We start from the raw sequence: 15,086 nt of genomic DNA on the forward strand, positions 1-15,086 counted from the left end.
CCTGTTCACGCGACGCGCTCCGCCCGCAGGGCGAGGCGTCCGGCGGCTTCGAGAAGCTGCGCGGTGGTGAAGGGCTTGGCGAGGAGGGGCACGGACTCGAAGCCTGGGGGCAGGCTTTCCGGCCCGTAGCCGGACACGAAGATGAAGGGCACGCCACGCATGTCCAGCGCCGCCGCCACCTCGCCCACCGGACGGCCGCGCAGATTGGCGTCGAGCAGGGCGGCGTCGAAGCCTTGGGGCAGGGAGGCGAGGCGCAGCGCCTCGTCATGGGTGGAGGCGCTGGCGGCGATCGTTCCGCCCGCCTCCTCCAGCGTCGCCGTGACCTCCATGGCCACCAGCGGCTCGTCCTCCACGAGGAGGAAGCGCATCCCCTGCAGGCTGGCGCGGCCGGCCGGCGGCCGCTCGGCCGGTGCGGCGCGTGGTCGCATGAGGCGGAGCGGGACGGCGCCGGCGCTGGCGGGCAGCGACACATCCCAGCGCACCCCCGCGGGATCGAAGGTGACGCGCGCGCCGCCGCCCCCGGCGCGGGCAGTGCGCTCGATCAGCGCGGAGCCGAAGCCGCGCCGTTCCGGAGCGTGCACGGGCGGGCCGCCCCCCTCCGTCCAGCGCAGAACGACTTGGTCCTCTGCCGCTTCCCAGCGCAGCGCGATGCGGCCCGTGGGGACGGACAGCGCGCCGTACTTCACGGCATTGGTGAAGAGCTCGTGCAGGATCAGGGCGGCGTGCAGCGCGGTCTGCGGCTCAAGCCGCACGGGCGGACCTTCCGCCTCCACCCGCGCCTCCTCCACCGCGCCCAGCGCCAGCTGCTCGCGCAGGAGGTCGCGCAGCTCCGCGCCCTGCCAGGTTTCCTCGCTCAGCAGCGAATGGGCCTGCGACAGGGCGAGGAGGCGGCCGGAGAAGCTCTGCGCGAAGCGTTCGGGGTCGCGGCTTTGACGCAGCGTCTGCTGGCCGATCGCCATGACGGTGGCGAGGGTGTTCTTGACCCGGTGATTTAGCTCGCCGAGCAGGAGGCGGCGCGTCTGCTCCGCCTCTGCCCGCTCGGTGATGTCGTGCGCGACGCAGAGCACGAGGCGTCGCCCATCGGCGCCCATGCCCACCGCCCCGGCCACGAGATCCCAGGTCCGGGGCGGCGCGCCGCGCGGATGCATTCTGGTTTCCACCTGCACCCGCTCTGCCTCGCCGCTCAGCACGGCGCCCACCCGATCCAGCACGGCGGGCGCCGTGTCGGGGCAGGCAAGCCGCGCCCAGGCGGCGAGGTTCGGCACCTCATCGCGCCTCAGTGCCGCCTGGCCCAGCCACTCCGCATTGACGGTCAGCACGCGCCCCGTCTCGTCGCAGAGCAGCATGGGGGCGGGGGCGAGGTCGAGCGAGCGGCGGAAGCGGCGCTCGCTCGCCTCGATCTCGTCGCGCTGCAGCTTCAATTCGCGGCGCTGCTGGTCGAGCTGGAGGAAGACTTCCGTCTTGCGGCGCAGGATGTGCGGGTTGAAGGGCTTGACCAGGTAGTCCACGGCCCCGGCCTCGTAGCCCTTGAACAGGCGCTGCTCATCCGTGCCGGCGGTGAGCAGGATGATCGGCACGCGCCGCGTGCGCGAGGCGCCGCGCATCAGCTCCGCCAGCTCGAAGCCGCTCATGCCGGGCATCTGCACGTCGATCAGCGCCAGCGCGAATTCGTGCACCAGCAGCAATTCCAGCGCCTCGGGACCCGAGGCGGCGGTGAGGAGTTCCAGCCCGTCCTGGCGCAGCACGGCCTTCAGGGCGTGCAGGTTCTCGGGCACGTCGTCCACCAGGAGGAACTTCACCGGCTCAACCATGCCTCGCCTCCACGGCTGCGCGCCTCCGGTAGATGCGTTCCTCCCCCACGAACTCCTCGAAAGCATCGGCATGGCCCGAAAAGCGGATCGTCTCCCGCGGGCCGAGACCCAGGAAGCCGCCGCGCACCAAGGATTCGCGGAACAACCCCACGGCACGGCGCTGCAGGCCGGACCCGAAGTAGATCAGCACATTCCGGCAGGAGACAAGGTGAGTTTCGGAGAAAACCGCGTCGGACACCAGGCTGTGGTCCGAGAACACGACGCGGTCGCGCAACGAGCGGTCCATCGCCGCGGCCCCGTAGGCGGCGGTGTAGTGGTCGGAGAGCGAGGAATGCCCGCCGGACAGGCGGTGATTCTCCGTGAACTCGGGAATGCGGTCGAGCGGGTAGATCCCGGCCCGCGCTTTCTCCAGCGCCGCCGGGCTGATGTCGGTGGCATAGAAGACGGTGCGCGACTCCAGCCCCTCCTCGCGGAACAGGATGACCAGGGAATAGAGCTCCTCGCCCTCGGCGCAGCCGGCCACCCAGACCTTGAGCGAGGGCCAGGTGGCGAGAAGCGGCACCACCTGCCGCCGCAGGGCGAGCCAGTAGGAGGGGTCGCGGAACATCGCGCTGACCTGCACGGTGAGCAGCCCGACCAGTTCCGGCACCACCGCGGGCTCGTGCAGCACGCGGTCCTGCAGGAGGGACAGGCTGCGGCAGCCCAGCTTCTCCCGCGCGTGGTCCAGGCGCCGCACCATGGAGGGCAGGGAATAGCCACGGAAGTCGTAGCCGTGCCGGTGGAACAGCGCATCCAGCAGCAGCCGCGCCTCCAGCTCCTCCGGATCCGAGGGCGCCTGGTCCATCCGCGCTACCTTGGCATCCAGACCCGGACGAGGGAGAGCAGCTTCTCCACGTCCAGGGGCTTCGCCATGTAGTCGTTCGCCCCCGCCTCCAGGCATTGCCGCTGGTCGTCCGGCATGGCCTTGGCGGTGAGCATGATGACGGGCAGCGAGCGTCGCTCCGGCTTCTCGCGCAGGTGGCGCGTGGCGGTGATGCCGTCCATCTCCGGCATCATCACGTCCATCAGCACGAGATCCATGGGCTCGCCCGCCGCCTCGGCGCGGTCCAGCGCCGCCAGCGCCTCGCGCCCGTTGCGGGCGACGATCACCGTGGCGCCGTGCGGCTCCAGCACGCTCGTGAGAGCGAAGATGTTGCGCACGTCGTCCTCGACGATGAGGATGCGGCGCCCCTCCAGCACCGCGTCGCGGTTCAGCGCGCGCACCAGCGTCTGCTGCTGCTCGCCCGGCATCTCGGACACGACCTGGTGCAGGAAGAGCGACACCTCGTCCAGCAGCCGTTCCGGCGAGCGGGCGCCCTTGACGATGATGGAGGAGGAGTAGCGGCGCAGCCGGAGCTCGTCCTCCGGCAGGAGGTCGCGGCCGGTATAGACGATCACGGGCGGGAAGGGCCGCGTCTCGTCCGCGCTCAGCCGGTCCAGCAGCTCGAAGCCGGTCATGTCGGGCAGGGACACATCCAGCACCATGCAGTCGAAAGTCTGCCGGGACAGCTCCTCCAGGCAGGCGGTTCCGGTCGCCGCCCCCACCGTCTCCACCTCGTCGGAGGCGAGGAGGCGGCGGATCGCGTCCAGCTGGACCGGGTCGTCTTCCACGATCAGCACCCGGCGCAGCTTGTGGTCGATGCGCCCCTCCAGCCGCCGCAGCGCGTGGGAGAGCTGGTCGCGCGAGACGGGCTTCTGGAGGAAGCCCACGGCGCCCAGCGCCAGCGCCGCGCGCCAATTCTCCTGCGCCGAGGCGATGTGGACCGGGATGTGGCGCGTCGTCAGGTCGTGCTTCAGCCGGTCCAGCACGGAGATGCCCGAATGGTCGGGCAGGCCGAGGTCGAGCACGATGGCATGCGGCAGGAAGGCGCGGGCCATCGCCACGCCTTCATCCGCCGTTCCGGCGACGAGGCAGTGGAAACCTTGCTCCCGCGCCAAGTCGCGCAGCAGCCCGGCGAAGGCGGCGTCGTCCTCGATGACGAGGAGGATGCGGCGTGCCCCTTCCAGCGCGTCGCGGTCATCCGCGACGGCGTGGGGCGCGGCCTTCGCCGGCACCGGCGGGGGGGCGGGCGGCAGGTCGCGGATCCGGATTCCGGAAGGCGGCGCTGCGGCGGGCGCCGGCGCATCGAGCGCGGTGACGGGCGCATAGACCGGCGGCAGGACCAGGGTGAAGGTGCTGCCGCGCCCCGGCGCGCTGGCCAGCTCGATGGTGCCGCCCAGCAGCCGCGCCAATTCGCGCGAGATGGAAAGCCCGAGCCCGGTGCCGCCATACCGGCGCGCGGTGGTGCCGTCCGCCTGCCGGAACGCCTCGAACACCGCCTCCTGCTGCTCCTGCTCGATGCCGATGCCGGTGTCGCGGACAGAGAAGGCGACGCGCCCATCGGGCAGCGTGTCCACCTCCAGCACCACTTCGCCCGCCTCGGTGAATTTCAGCGCGTTGGACAGGAAGTTCTTGAGAATCTGCTCCAGGCGCTGCCCGTCCGTCTCCAGCTCGCTCGCCTGCGCCTCGACGCGGAAGGACAGGCCGCGCTCGCGCGCCACCGGCTCGAAGGTGCGGCGCAGGCGCTCCGTGAGGTCGCTGATCGCAAGGACGGAGGGGCGCAGCTCGACGCGCCCCGCCTCGATCTTGGAGAGGTCGAGGATGTCGTTGATCAGGGTGAGCAGGTCATTGCCGGCCGATTCGATCGTCTCGGCGAAGCGCACCTGCTCCTCGGACAGGTTGCCGTCGCGATTGTCGGCCAGCAGCCGCGCCATGATGAGCGAGGAGTTCAGGGGCGTCCGCAGCTCGTGCGACATGTTCGCCAGGAACTCGGATTTGTAGCGGCTGGCCTGCTCCAGCTCGCGCGCCTTGTCCTTCAGCGCGGATTCCGAGCGTTCCAGGGTGCGAGTGCGCTCCTCCAGCCGTTCATTCGCCAGGCGCAGCTCCTTCTGCTGCGACTCCAGCGCCGCCTGGGAGGCTTCCAACTCGCGGCTCTGCTCCTCCAGCTCCTCGTTGGAGGAGCGCAGCTCCTCGCCCTGCCTCTGCAGCTCCTCCGCCTGGCGCTGCGTCTCGTCCAGCAGGTCCTGCAACCGGGCGCGGTACTGGGCGGATCGCAGGGCGACGGCGATGGCGTTGGAGGTGCGGCGCAGCAGCTCGGCATGGGTCTGGCCCGCCGCATCGGCGAAGCCCAACTCCACCGCGCCCTTCAGCTCCCCGTCCAGCTCGATGGGGGCGAGGAGGAGGGAATGCGGCTCCGTCGCGCCGAGCGCGCTGCCGAAGCGTAGATAGCCTGCGGGCAGGCGGTGGAGGAGGCGGATGCGCCGGTCGCGCGCCGCCTCGCCCAGCAGCCCGTCGCCGGGCTGGATCCGCTCGGGCAGGGCCCCGGGGTCGGGCACGGCATAGGTGGCGCGGCGCACCAGCGCGCCGCCCTCGGCCACGTAGAAAGCGCCGACCGTCGCCCCGGCATGGCGGCATAGCCCGTCCAGCACCGCGCCGGAGATCTGGTCCAGCCCCTGCTCGCCCGACATGCGGGCGGAGAGCTGCAGCTGTCCGGATTGCAGCCATTCCTGCCGCCGCACGGCCAGGCGCCCGCTAACGAAAAGCGAGCCGCCAATGGACAGCACCCAGACCGTGACGACGCCCATGCCCCGGTTCACCGCGCCGATCATCGGATCCACGCCCGGCGGGCTCAGCCAGTAGCCGGCGAGCATCAACGCCGTGGTCACGGCCGCCAGGGCCAGCGGCGCCGCGGGATGCCACAGCAGGAAGGAGAGCAGGATGGGCAGGAGGTAGAAGAGCCAGTTCGCGACGCCGAGGGGTGTCACGAGGTCCAGCGCGAAGAGGGCGATTGTGCTGGCCGCGATGATCGAGAGGAAGGCGGTGGAGCGGGGACCTGTCCAGCTCGGCTCGCCCAGCGCAGCGCGGCTCAGCTCCGTTGGGGCGGCCCCATCCGGCCCCCTGTCGGCATCGTGCATCCTGTCTCTTTCCCTGACCCGCCCGGCAGCGGGCTGTATGCCGTCGCAATATCGCGCGCCAGCGATCAATGGCCAGAGTGGGAGGCCAAACATTCCGGGGGCGGATCGGACCGCCCCCGGCTCCCGCCTCAGAAGGTGAAGCGCGTCCCGACCAGGAGGGAGCGCCCCGGCACTTGGAAGCCATTCACCGGCTCCCATTTGGAGCCGCCGAGGTTCCGTCCTTCCAGGAAGGCCGTGACCTGCGGCGTCACACGGTAGGAGACGGTGATGTTCAGCACCGTCCCGGTCTTGTTGCGGCGCGGCCCGGCGATGCTCGCCCCCGCATCGGTGTAGGAGGCGAAGGGTCCTTCCGGACTGCGGCCGGTGAAGAGCAGCGTGGGCGCGACGACGAGGCCGGGCAGAGGCTCCGCCCGCAGCGTCGCGTTGATGACGTGCTCCGGGCGCCGGGGCAGCGGGCGGCCGGTGGCGCGGTCCGTCGCGTCGGTGATCGTCCAGCTCAGCTCGGCGGAAAGCCAGCGCGTGGGGCGCAGCGCCACGCCGAGTTCCGCGCCCTTGATCGCCACCCGGTCCACGTTCACCAGGGTGGAGAACTGGGCGTTGTAGTTGATCAGGTCGGTCACGCGGGACTGGAAGAAGGTCGCGCCCAGCGTGGCGAAGGCGGGGCGGCCGAAGGCCGGGATGTCCAGCTCTGCCCCCACCTCGTAGCCCAGGCTGCGCTCGGGGCGGAGATTGGGGTTGCCGCGGAAGCTGGTGCCGATGGCGCCGAAGCGCTGGAAGAGTGCGGGGGCGTTGAAGGCGCTGCCGCCTGCCGCGCGTAGCCGCAGGTTCAGCTCCGGCACCTGGAGCACGGCACCGAGTCGCCAGGTGGTGTCGGAGAAGCCGCCCGCCGCGTCGTGGCGAAGCCCGGCCGAGAGATCGAGCCTCTCCCAGATGCGGTACTGCACGGCAGCGTGCCCGGCATTCACGTCCTGGCTGGCATTGACCCGGGTCTGAAACGGCACGGCACCCGCGATCGAGCGCGCGGATTCCCGTGCATGGGTGAAGCCGAAGCTGGCCTGCCCATCGGTGAAGGCGCCGAAGCCCGGCAGACGCACCGTGTTGCCCCAATCCACGGTGGTCCGCTCGCCCAGGTAGCGGTCGGTGCCGCTGGCGGCGGAAAGCTGGTCGGGCAGGTTGGAATAGACGCGGCGGTCGCTGCCATGGGCGACACGCAGCCCCGTGGTCCATGCGCCGCCGAAGAGCGTCGTCTCGCCGCGCAGCTGGCCGAACCAGCGCCGGTCGTCGCCGGTGAAGTTCGGATCGTCGCGCGGCACGGAATCCAGGCCGAAGCGGTTCTCCCGCCAACGCAAAAGCCCTTCGACCCGCGTGCCGGCGAGCGGCGTCCAGCCGAGCCGCGCCGTGGCGGCGGTGCCGCGGAACCCGTCGCGCTCGTTCAGCGTGCGTTGGAAGCGGGACGCCGTGGCGTTGAAGCCTTGGGTGGACAGGGAGTTCACACTGGCCAGGTAGTCGAACTGGCCCACCGTGCCGGTCGCCCCGGCCCCGACGCGCAGTGTGCGCTGCGTCCCGCCCGCGATCTCGCCATAGGGCACGAAGGCGCGGTCGGGCGGCGCGCGGCGAGTGACGAGGTTGATGACGCCCCCCAGCGCCGAGCCGCCATAGAGCGAGGAGGCCGGGCCACGCAGCACCTCGATCCGCTCCACGTCGAAGAGGAGCTCATTGCCGAAGTTGAAGGCGCCATTGGCCTCGGCGGGGTCGTTCACCGGCACCCCGTCCAGCAGCACCAGGGTGGAGCGGGAAGAATTGCCGCGCAGGAAGACGCTGGCCTGCTGGCCGATCCCGCCCGAGGCGGCGAGGCGCAGCCCGGGCACGATCGCCAGCGCCTCGGCGAGGGTCTGGAAGCCGCGCTCCTCGATGGTCTGGCGAGTGATGACGGTGATGGCGGCGGGCACGCGCTCCAGCGTCGTGGGCGCGCGGGTGGCGGTGACGATCGTGTCGGGCAGGGCGACCTGCGCGGCGGCAGGCGTGGCCGCGAGAAGCGCGGCGGCAAAAGACAGGCGGCGCATGGGATTCCTCCATCTGCGCGTGACGGCAATGCCGCGCGGCAAGGAGGCGCCACGCGACGGCTGGCGTCGGGCCCGCAACCGGAAACAAGTTCCGTGGCACCGGTGCACCCCGCCCGGTACGCGCGAGAACAACTCTGCGCCGGCCGGTCTCCTGGCTTGCGGGTCCATGCCATGCGCCGCCTTCTCGCCCTCTCCGAGAGGGGGCAATGGCTCGTGGCGCGCGGCTCTCCGCCTACAGTTGCGGGGGCAGCTGCGGATTGACGGAGCCGTGATGGCTCCGCTTCGCGCATTCCCGTTTCACCCCTCCTCGGGGCACCGACGCATGGGCCGTCCTTAGAACGGGACCTGGGCGCCGGGAAGGGGCAGGGAAGTTAGAACAGCCAGTCGAGCGCTGCGCGGCCGAACCAGAGCAGGGCGACGATGACGCCGGTGGCGAAGAGGCAGCCCGCCAGGGTCAGCGCAGCGCCGATCCCGACCACGCGGCTGTCGCTCTCCACCACGCCCAGCGCCATGACGATGGTGCCGAAGGCGGGAGGGCCGTTGGTGCCGGGGCCAGGCAGGATCAGCATGATCGCGCTGAAGACGGTGAGCCACCCCACCAGCTTGTCGCCGCTGGCGCCGGTCCAGAAGCCGGGGCGTGGCCGCACCCAGCGCTCCACCCTGCCGATCCAGCCGGAGGAGGCGTCGGAGAGGCGGAGCAAATCTTCCCGCTTGATGGTCTGGCGGGCCATGAAGGCGGGCAGCCTCGGGTTGCGGCGCCCCATCCCCATCTGCAACCCCAGGATGAGCATGGGGATGCCGAAGACGCTCGCCATGCCGGGCAGGAGGGAAGGAAGACAAAGGAGAAGGATCAGGAGGCCGAATGCGCGGTCTTCGAAGGCTTCGGCCATGTCGCCCAGGCTGATCCGCGCGCCCGGGAACTGGGCCGCCACTTCCGTAACGATGCGGGAAATGGGCGCCTCGTGCGACAGATGGGGCGTTCCGTCCAATAGATGTGTCCTTGATGCAGGGCAGGGAACGCCCAGCGGCATAGATGGCGATTTCCTTGCGGGGAATCCAGCGGGATTCTGCTTAAGCCGGCAAACCGCCGGGCCGCCCATCGGGCGGCCCTGAGGGTGTGTCAGGCCCCGGTGAAGGCGGGGCGCCGCTTCTCCATGAAGGCGCGCCGCCCCTCGCGGTAATCGGCGCTGTCGAAGCAGGCATCCTGCGCCGCCGCAATCGCCGCCATGTCGCGGCTCGCCGGGTCGGCTAGCACGGCGCGGACCGTGCGCTTGTTGGCCAGCAACGACAGCGGCGCGTTGACCGCGATGGTCGAGGTCAGGCGGTCTACCTCCGCATCCAGCTCCGCCTGCGGGACGAGGCGGTTAACGAGGCCCATGCGCTCCGCCTCCTCGCCCGCGATGCGGCCGCCCGTCATCAGGATGTAATGGGCATGGGCCGGCCCGACGAGCGCGACGAGGTTGCTCACCATGTCGAAGCCGTAGGCGATGCCCAGGCGTGCGGCGGGGATTCCGAATTCGCTGCCCACCGCTGCGATGCGCATGTCGCAGGACATGGCGATGCCAAGGCCGCCGCCCATGCAGAAGCCCTGGATCTTGGCGATGACCGGCTTCGGGAATTCGGCCAGCTTCTTCCGCCCGTGGCTGGTCTTGTTGTTGTAGTGCTTCTGCGCCTCCGCGTCCGAGCGGTTCTGCTCGAACTGGGAGATGTCGGCGCCGGACACGAAGGCCTTGCCGCCCGCGCCTTCCAGCACGACGCAGCGGATCGCCGGATCGGCCTCGAAGCGGTCCAGCGCCTCGGCCATGCCGTCCCACATCCCGATGGACATGGCGTTGCGCTTCTCGGGCTGGTTGAAGACGATGGTGCCCACGCCCGCATTGGCGCGAGCGATGATCTTGCCATCGGCCAGGGTGGTCTCGGTCATTTCGCTGCGTCTCCCAGCGCGCCCGTCGCGCGCAATTCCTTGATCTCGTTCCCGGACAGCCCGGCCTGCGCCAGGATCTCCTCTGCGTCGCCGCCCAGTGCGGGCACGCCGCGATGCACGCCGGGCTTGTGCCCGTCGATGTTCAGCGGCGTCCGCACCACCCCGGCTTGGCCCAGCCGCTCATGCGGGGCGTGCCACACCATGTCGAGGTGCTGGACCTGCGGGTCCTCGAACACCTCGCGGATGTCGTTAACCGGACCACAGGGGATGCCCGCTTCCTCCAGCTTCGCGATCCACCATTCGGAGGGGTGCTTGCGCGTCTCCTCCGCGATGGCGGCGTTCAGCGCTGGACGGTCGGCGGTGCGCCCCTTCGCCGTCTGCCATTCGGGCTTGGCCAGCCAGTCCTCGCGCCCGCAGACACGGCAGAACACCTCCCACAGCTTGGCGGAGGAGGCGGCGATGTTGATCGGCTTGTCGGCGGCGGGAAACACGCCCATCGGCGTGTTCACCGGGTGGTCGTTACCGGCTTGGCCCGCCACCTCGCCATCCATCAGGAAGCGCGTGGCCTGGAAGTCCAGCATGAAGACCTGCGCTTCCAGCAGCGAGGTGTGGACAGAGCCGCCCATCCCTGTCCGCTCGCGCTCGAACAGCTTCATCATGATGGCCAGCGCCAGCAGGTTGCCAGCCGTCAGGTCGTTGATCGGGATGCCGACGCGCATGGGCCCGCGCCCGGCCTCGCCGGTGATGGACATCAGCCCGCCCATGCCCTGCGCGATCTGGTCCACCCCACCGCGCCCGGCATAGGGGCCGGTCTGCCCGAAGCCGGAGATGGAGGCGTAGACGAGGCGCGGATTCACCGCCGCGATCTCCTCCGGCCCGATCTTGAGCCGGTGCTTCACCGCGACGCGCATGTTCTCCACCAGCACGTCGGCCTTCGCCGCGAGGCGCAGGAAGGCGGCGCGCCCGGCCGGGTTCTTGAGGTCGAGGGCGATGGATCGCTTGTTGCGGTGCAGGTTCACCGAGTCGAACCCGTCGCGCGCTCCGCCGAACCCGTCCGCGCTGCCTGGCGGCTCGACCCGCCAGATCGTGGCGCCCCAATCGGCCAGGTGGCGCACGCAGGTGGGACCGGCGCGGGCCAGCGTCAGATCCAGAACGATGAGCCCGTCCAGCGGCAATGGCATCCGGTCTTTCCCCCTTTGTCCCGCGAAACTACGCGCCGCGGCGCGGGCTGAACAGCCGCAGCCGGTCCGACAGCGCCCAGACCTGACCCAGCACGAGGGAGCAGAGCAGGGTCCGGCACAGGTGGAAGGCCATGACCAGCGGCACGGCGGCACCCAGCGCCTTGGCCGTCACACCCATCTCCGCCATTCCGCCCGGCGCCATCCCGAGCAGCGCGGCCGAGACGGGTAGGCCCCAGGCGAAGGCCAGCATCAGCCCCACCAGCGCCCCCAGTGCACAAAGAAGCAAGGTGGAGGCGACCGAGGCGGTAAGCAGGCGGCGCGAGGACAGCAGGAAGTCGCGCGACAGCTTCTGCCCCAGCGCCACCCCCATCCCTACCTGGGCTGCATCCACGAAGAAGGGGGGCACGCCGCCGGGCAGCCGGTCGAATGCGGCGGCGCCGATGGCCAGGAAGCACGGCCCCATCATCCAGGGATTGGCCAGCCCGGCGCGGCGCAGCAGCAGCGCCGCGACCCAGCCGGCCAGCAGCATCACGACGAGGCCCACGGCGTCGAAGGGCAGGCGCGGCGCCAGGAACTCGCCCGCCTGCCCATGCGGGGCCAGCCAGGTGAGCAAAGGCGGCATGAGGATCACCACCAGCACCACACGCACGGTCTGGGCGAGGGTGACGGGCGCGACCGGGGCGCCGGCGCGCTGCCCGACCACCACCATCACCAGCACACCACCGGGGATGCAGGAAAAGAACCCGGTTCGCGCATCCACCCGCGCCAACCGCATGAAGACGGGGACGCAAAGCATCCCCACGACGATGGAAAGCAGCCCTGCCAGCAGGATGGCGGGCAGCGCCGCGCCCAGCGCCGCCAGCACCGGGCCGGAAAAGGTCTGGCCGAGCGCAAGGCCGATCACGATCAGCGCCCCCTGACGTGGCCAGGCCGGCGTCTCCACCCGGCGATGCCAGGCCAGCGCGGCGGTGCCAGCCATGGCGCCGAGCATCCAGGCGAGAGGCACATGGAGGAGGTGGAATACCGCCCCGCCCAAAGTCGCGACGATCCAGGGCAGGAGGCGGTCGAGAAAGAGGTTCACGTCGGGAGGCAGCTTCCCCCTGGCGGGGTAGGACGTCAAACCGGGGCGGCGTTAACCTTTTGTCTATGCTTGCACCGCAGCCCGGCGCTGTTCCATTTCCCGCCCAGATCACGAGGTGCGGTCTGCCGTGCCGGCATCCCCGCTTGTCGCCGCAGAGGGCGCCTCAGGCCAGGAGCGTGCTGCTGCAGGCCGCCATCAGCGATGCTACAGGCACGGTGCGGCGCGATGCGCGCGTGCCGCAGGTAATTCGCGCCCAGGCACCGCTCCTGGCGCGCTTCTCCGCCGCGCCGGCCGGGGCGGATCTGCGCGAACTGGCGCGCGGCCTTCTCGCCGCGTGACAGGGGCGGCGCCGGGCGGCATCCTCTCGCTCCAGGACAGGGATCACGAGACGATGAGCTTCGCCAGCACCAATGACCTCGCGGAGAAGACCGTCTCCTTCGACGAACTCGGCCCTGGCCTCTACGCCTACACCGCCGAGGGTGATCCGAATTCCGGCGTGCTGGTGGGGCCGGACGGGGTGGTGGTGGTGGATGCCCAGGCCACGCCGGTCATGGCGAAGGACGTGCAGGCGCGCATCGCGCAGGTGACGGACAAGCCCGTGCGCCAGGTGGTGCTGTCGCATTACCATGCGGTGCGGGTGCTCGGCGCCAGCGGCTACCCAGCCCATGCGGTGATCTGCTCCGACGCCACGCGCGCCCTGATCGCCGAGCGCGGCGCGCAGGACATGGACAGCGAGATCGGCCGCTTCCCGCGCCTGTTCCGCGGCCGTGAATCCATCCCTGGCCTCACTTGGCCGACGCACAGTTTCGAGCGGAAGATGACGCTCTGGCTCGGCGAGCTTGAGGCGCAGGTGATCCATATCGGCCGCTCCCACACGGCGGGCGACACGGTGGTCTGGGTGCCCGCGCACAAGGTGCTCTTCGCCGGCGACACGGTGGAGTTCGGCGCCACCCCCTATTGTGGCGATGCGCATTTCGCCGACTGGCCAGGGACCATCGCCGCCATCCGCGAATTGGGAGCGGAGAAGCTGGTGCCGGGACGGGGCGCCGCGCTGCTGACCAGGGGCGATGTCGAGGAAGCGCTGCACCAGACGGAAAGCTACACTTCCGACCTCTTCGCCCTGGCGCGGGAGGCGGTGGCGAAGGGCCACGGCCTCAAGGATCTCTACGGCACGGCGATGGAGCGGATGCGCCCGAAATACGGGCATTGGGTCATCTTCGAGCACTGCATGCCCTTCAACGTCTCCCGCGCCTTCGACGAGGCCTCCGGCATCGCGCATCCGCGCATCTGGACCGCCGAGCGCGACGTGGAGATGTGGCGCGCCCTGGAAGGCGCGCAGCCGATGAAGAGTGCGGAGGCACGCGGATGAGCGCCTGGGTCCCGCCGCGCTACGCGCACCATGTGCCACCCCGCCCCGGCGGGGTGGAGCAGGCGCGGGTGGCGATCGTCGGCGGCGGGCTGGTCGGGCTGACCGCCGCGCTGGATCTGGCGCGGCGCGGCATCGCCTCCGTTCTGCTGGACGAGGATGACACGCTCTCGACCGGCTCGCGTGCCATCTGCTTCAGTCAGCGCACGCTGGAGATCATGGGGCGGCTCGGGATCGGGCAGCGCTTCCTCGACAAGGGGATCACCTGGAATCGCGGCCGTGTCTTCTTTCGCGACCGCGAGGCCTACAGCTTCGACTTGCTGCCCGAAAGCGGGCATGAATACCCGGCCTTCGTGAACCTCCAGCAGTATTACGCCGAGCAATGGCTGATCGAGGCTTGCGAAGCGAGCGGCCTCGTGGATTTGCGCTGGGGCTCTCGTGTCACCGGGGTGGTCCCGCGCGCGGATGGCGCGGCGCTGGAGGTGGAGACACGATCTGGCCCCTACCGGCTGGACGCGGAATGGGTGCTGGCCTGTGACGGGGTGCACAGCAAGGTGCGGCGCGCGCTGGACCTGCCCTTCACGGGCCAGGTCTTCGACGACCGCTTCCTGATCGCCGATGTGCGCATGCAGGCGGATTTCCCCAGCGAGCGCTGGTTCTGGTTCGACCCGCCCTTTCACCCCGGCCAATCCGTGCTGCTGCACAAGCAGCCCGACGATCTCTGGCGCATCGACTTCCAGCTCGGGCGCGACGCGGATCCGGAAGCGGAGCGCGAACCGGAGCGCGTGCGGGCGCGCGTCGCTGCCATGCTGGGCGAGGGCGTGGCCTTCGACCTCGACTGGGTGAGCGTCTACACCTTCCGCTGCCGGCGGCTGGAGCGGTTCCGCCACGGCCGCGTCCTCTTCCTGGGCGATGCGGCACATCAGGTCTCGCCCTTCGGGGCGCGGGGCGGCAATGGCGGGGTGCAGGATGCCGACAATCTCTGCTGGAAGCTGGCGATAGTCCTGCAGGGTGAGGCGCCGGAGCGGCTGCTGGACAGCTACGACGCGGAGCGCATCCCGGCGGCGGACGAGAACATCCGCCATTCCAGCCGGGCCACGGATTTCATCACGCCCAAGGGAAGCGCCTGCCGCGCCTATCGCGACGCGGTGCTGGAACTGGCGCGCGACCTGCCGCTGGCGCGCCCCTTCGTGAACAGCGGGCGGCTGTCGCAGCCTGCGGTGCTACGCGACTCGCCCCTCAATGGGCCCGACGAGGCTCCACGCGCCGCCCCGCCTGGCACGGCCTGCCCGGACGCGCCCATCCTGCGCGATGGGCAGCCGGACTGGCTGTTGCGCCAGTTCGGCCAGGGCTTCCTCCTGCTGGCGCGCGAGGCGCATCCCGTGAAGATGGAGGGGCTGCGGACGGTGGAGTTGCGCGACTCTCCGCGTCCCGGCGCCCTGCATGACCATTCCGGCTTGGCTGCGGCGCGGCTGGGGCTTGCGCCCGGAGAATGCGCCCTCGTGCGCCCCGATCAGCACATTGCCGCACGCTTCGCCACGACGGCGCCGGATCCCATCCTGGCGGCCCTTCGCCGAGCGCGCTCTCTCTAGGCAAAAAAAAGAAACAAGCTCCGTAAATTTGCCTCGCCACATAAACCGGAACCGTCCCAGAATGTTCTGACAAAG

11 protein-coding genes and 1 riboswitch are annotated in these 15,086 nt (G+C 70.5%); of the genes, 3 read left to right on the forward strand and 8 right to left on the reverse strand.

The window, feature by feature from the left end; genetic code table 11:
- Positions 1-5: 5 nt before the first annotated feature.
- The 8 genes from JTJ31_RS15925 to JTJ31_RS15960 form a co-directional block, all read right to left on the reverse strand.
- A complete protein-coding gene (locus JTJ31_RS15925) occupies positions 6-1,811 on the reverse strand; it encodes a response regulator (RefSeq protein WP_207539714.1) in 1,806 nt (601 codons plus the stop codon).
- On the reverse strand, positions 1,804-2,655 hold the full coding sequence (locus JTJ31_RS15930) for a CheR family methyltransferase (protein ID WP_207539715.1): 852 nt from the start codon (positions 2,653-2,655) through the stop codon (positions 1,804-1,806). Before JTJ31_RS15930 ends, JTJ31_RS15925 begins: the two co-directional genes overlap by 8 nt.
- Before the next feature lie 5 nt (positions 2,656-2,660).
- Positions 2,661-5,804 carry a response regulator gene (locus tag JTJ31_RS15935; protein ID WP_207539716.1) on the reverse strand — a complete coding sequence of 1,048 codons (3,144 nt, stop codon included), beginning with the start codon at positions 5,802-5,804 and terminating at the stop codon, positions 2,661-2,663.
- 128 nt (positions 5,805-5,932) lie between these two features.
- Positions 5,933-7,867, reverse strand: coding sequence for a TonB-dependent receptor plug domain-containing protein (locus JTJ31_RS15940; RefSeq protein WP_207539717.1), 1,935 nt, complete (start codon positions 7,865-7,867; stop codon positions 5,933-5,935).
- 124 nt (positions 7,868-7,991) lie between these two features.
- Positions 7,992-8,202: riboswitch (cobalamin riboswitch) on the reverse strand.
- A 36-nt stretch (positions 8,203-8,238) separates the two neighbouring features.
- Positions 8,239-8,856 (reverse strand): exopolysaccharide biosynthesis protein, encoded by a 618-nt coding sequence (locus tag JTJ31_RS15945; protein ID WP_236020312.1) that lies wholly within the window; start codon positions 8,854-8,856, stop codon positions 8,239-8,241.
- Positions 8,857-8,987: 131 nt separating this feature from the next.
- Positions 8,988-9,791, reverse strand: coding sequence for an enoyl-CoA hydratase (locus JTJ31_RS15950; RefSeq protein WP_207539719.1), 804 nt, complete (start codon positions 9,789-9,791; stop codon positions 8,988-8,990).
- On the reverse strand, positions 9,788-10,972 hold the full coding sequence (locus tag JTJ31_RS15955; RefSeq protein ID WP_207539720.1) for a CaiB/BaiF CoA transferase family protein: 1,185 nt from the start codon (positions 10,970-10,972) through the stop codon (positions 9,788-9,790). The genes JTJ31_RS15950 and JTJ31_RS15955 overlap by 4 nt, the downstream gene beginning before the upstream one ends.
- A gap of 28 nt (positions 10,973-11,000) precedes the next feature.
- Positions 11,001-12,053, reverse strand: a complete 1,053-nt coding sequence (locus JTJ31_RS15960) for an AbrB family transcriptional regulator (protein WP_207539721.1) — start codon at positions 12,051-12,053, stop codon at positions 11,001-11,003.
- A 176-nt stretch (positions 12,054-12,229) separates the two neighbouring features.
- On the opposite strand from JTJ31_RS15960, the gene JTJ31_RS15965 reads away from it, so the two are divergent.
- From JTJ31_RS15965 to JTJ31_RS15975, 3 genes are read left to right on the forward strand one after another with little or no spacing between them, the layout of a single operon-like run.
- Positions 12,230-12,391: a hypothetical protein gene (locus JTJ31_RS15965; RefSeq protein ID WP_207539722.1), complete on the forward strand. Its 162-nt coding sequence runs from the start codon at positions 12,230-12,232 to the stop codon at positions 12,389-12,391.
- A gap of 53 nt (positions 12,392-12,444) precedes the next feature.
- Positions 12,445-13,422: an MBL fold metallo-hydrolase gene (locus JTJ31_RS15970; RefSeq protein ID WP_207539723.1), complete on the forward strand. Its 978-nt coding sequence runs from the start codon at positions 12,445-12,447 to the stop codon at positions 13,420-13,422.
- Positions 13,419-15,011 (forward strand): FAD-dependent oxidoreductase, encoded by a 1,593-nt coding sequence (locus JTJ31_RS15975; protein ID WP_207539724.1) that lies wholly within the window; start codon positions 13,419-13,421, stop codon positions 15,009-15,011. Before JTJ31_RS15970 ends, JTJ31_RS15975 begins: the two co-directional genes overlap by 4 nt.
- The last annotated feature ends 75 nt before the right edge of the window (positions 15,012-15,086 follow it).

It is taken from the genome of Sabulicella rubraurantiaca (genome assembly GCF_017355885.1).
GTDB classification, from domain to species: Bacteria; Pseudomonadota; Alphaproteobacteria; order Acetobacterales; family Acetobacteraceae; genus Roseococcus; species Roseococcus rubraurantiacus.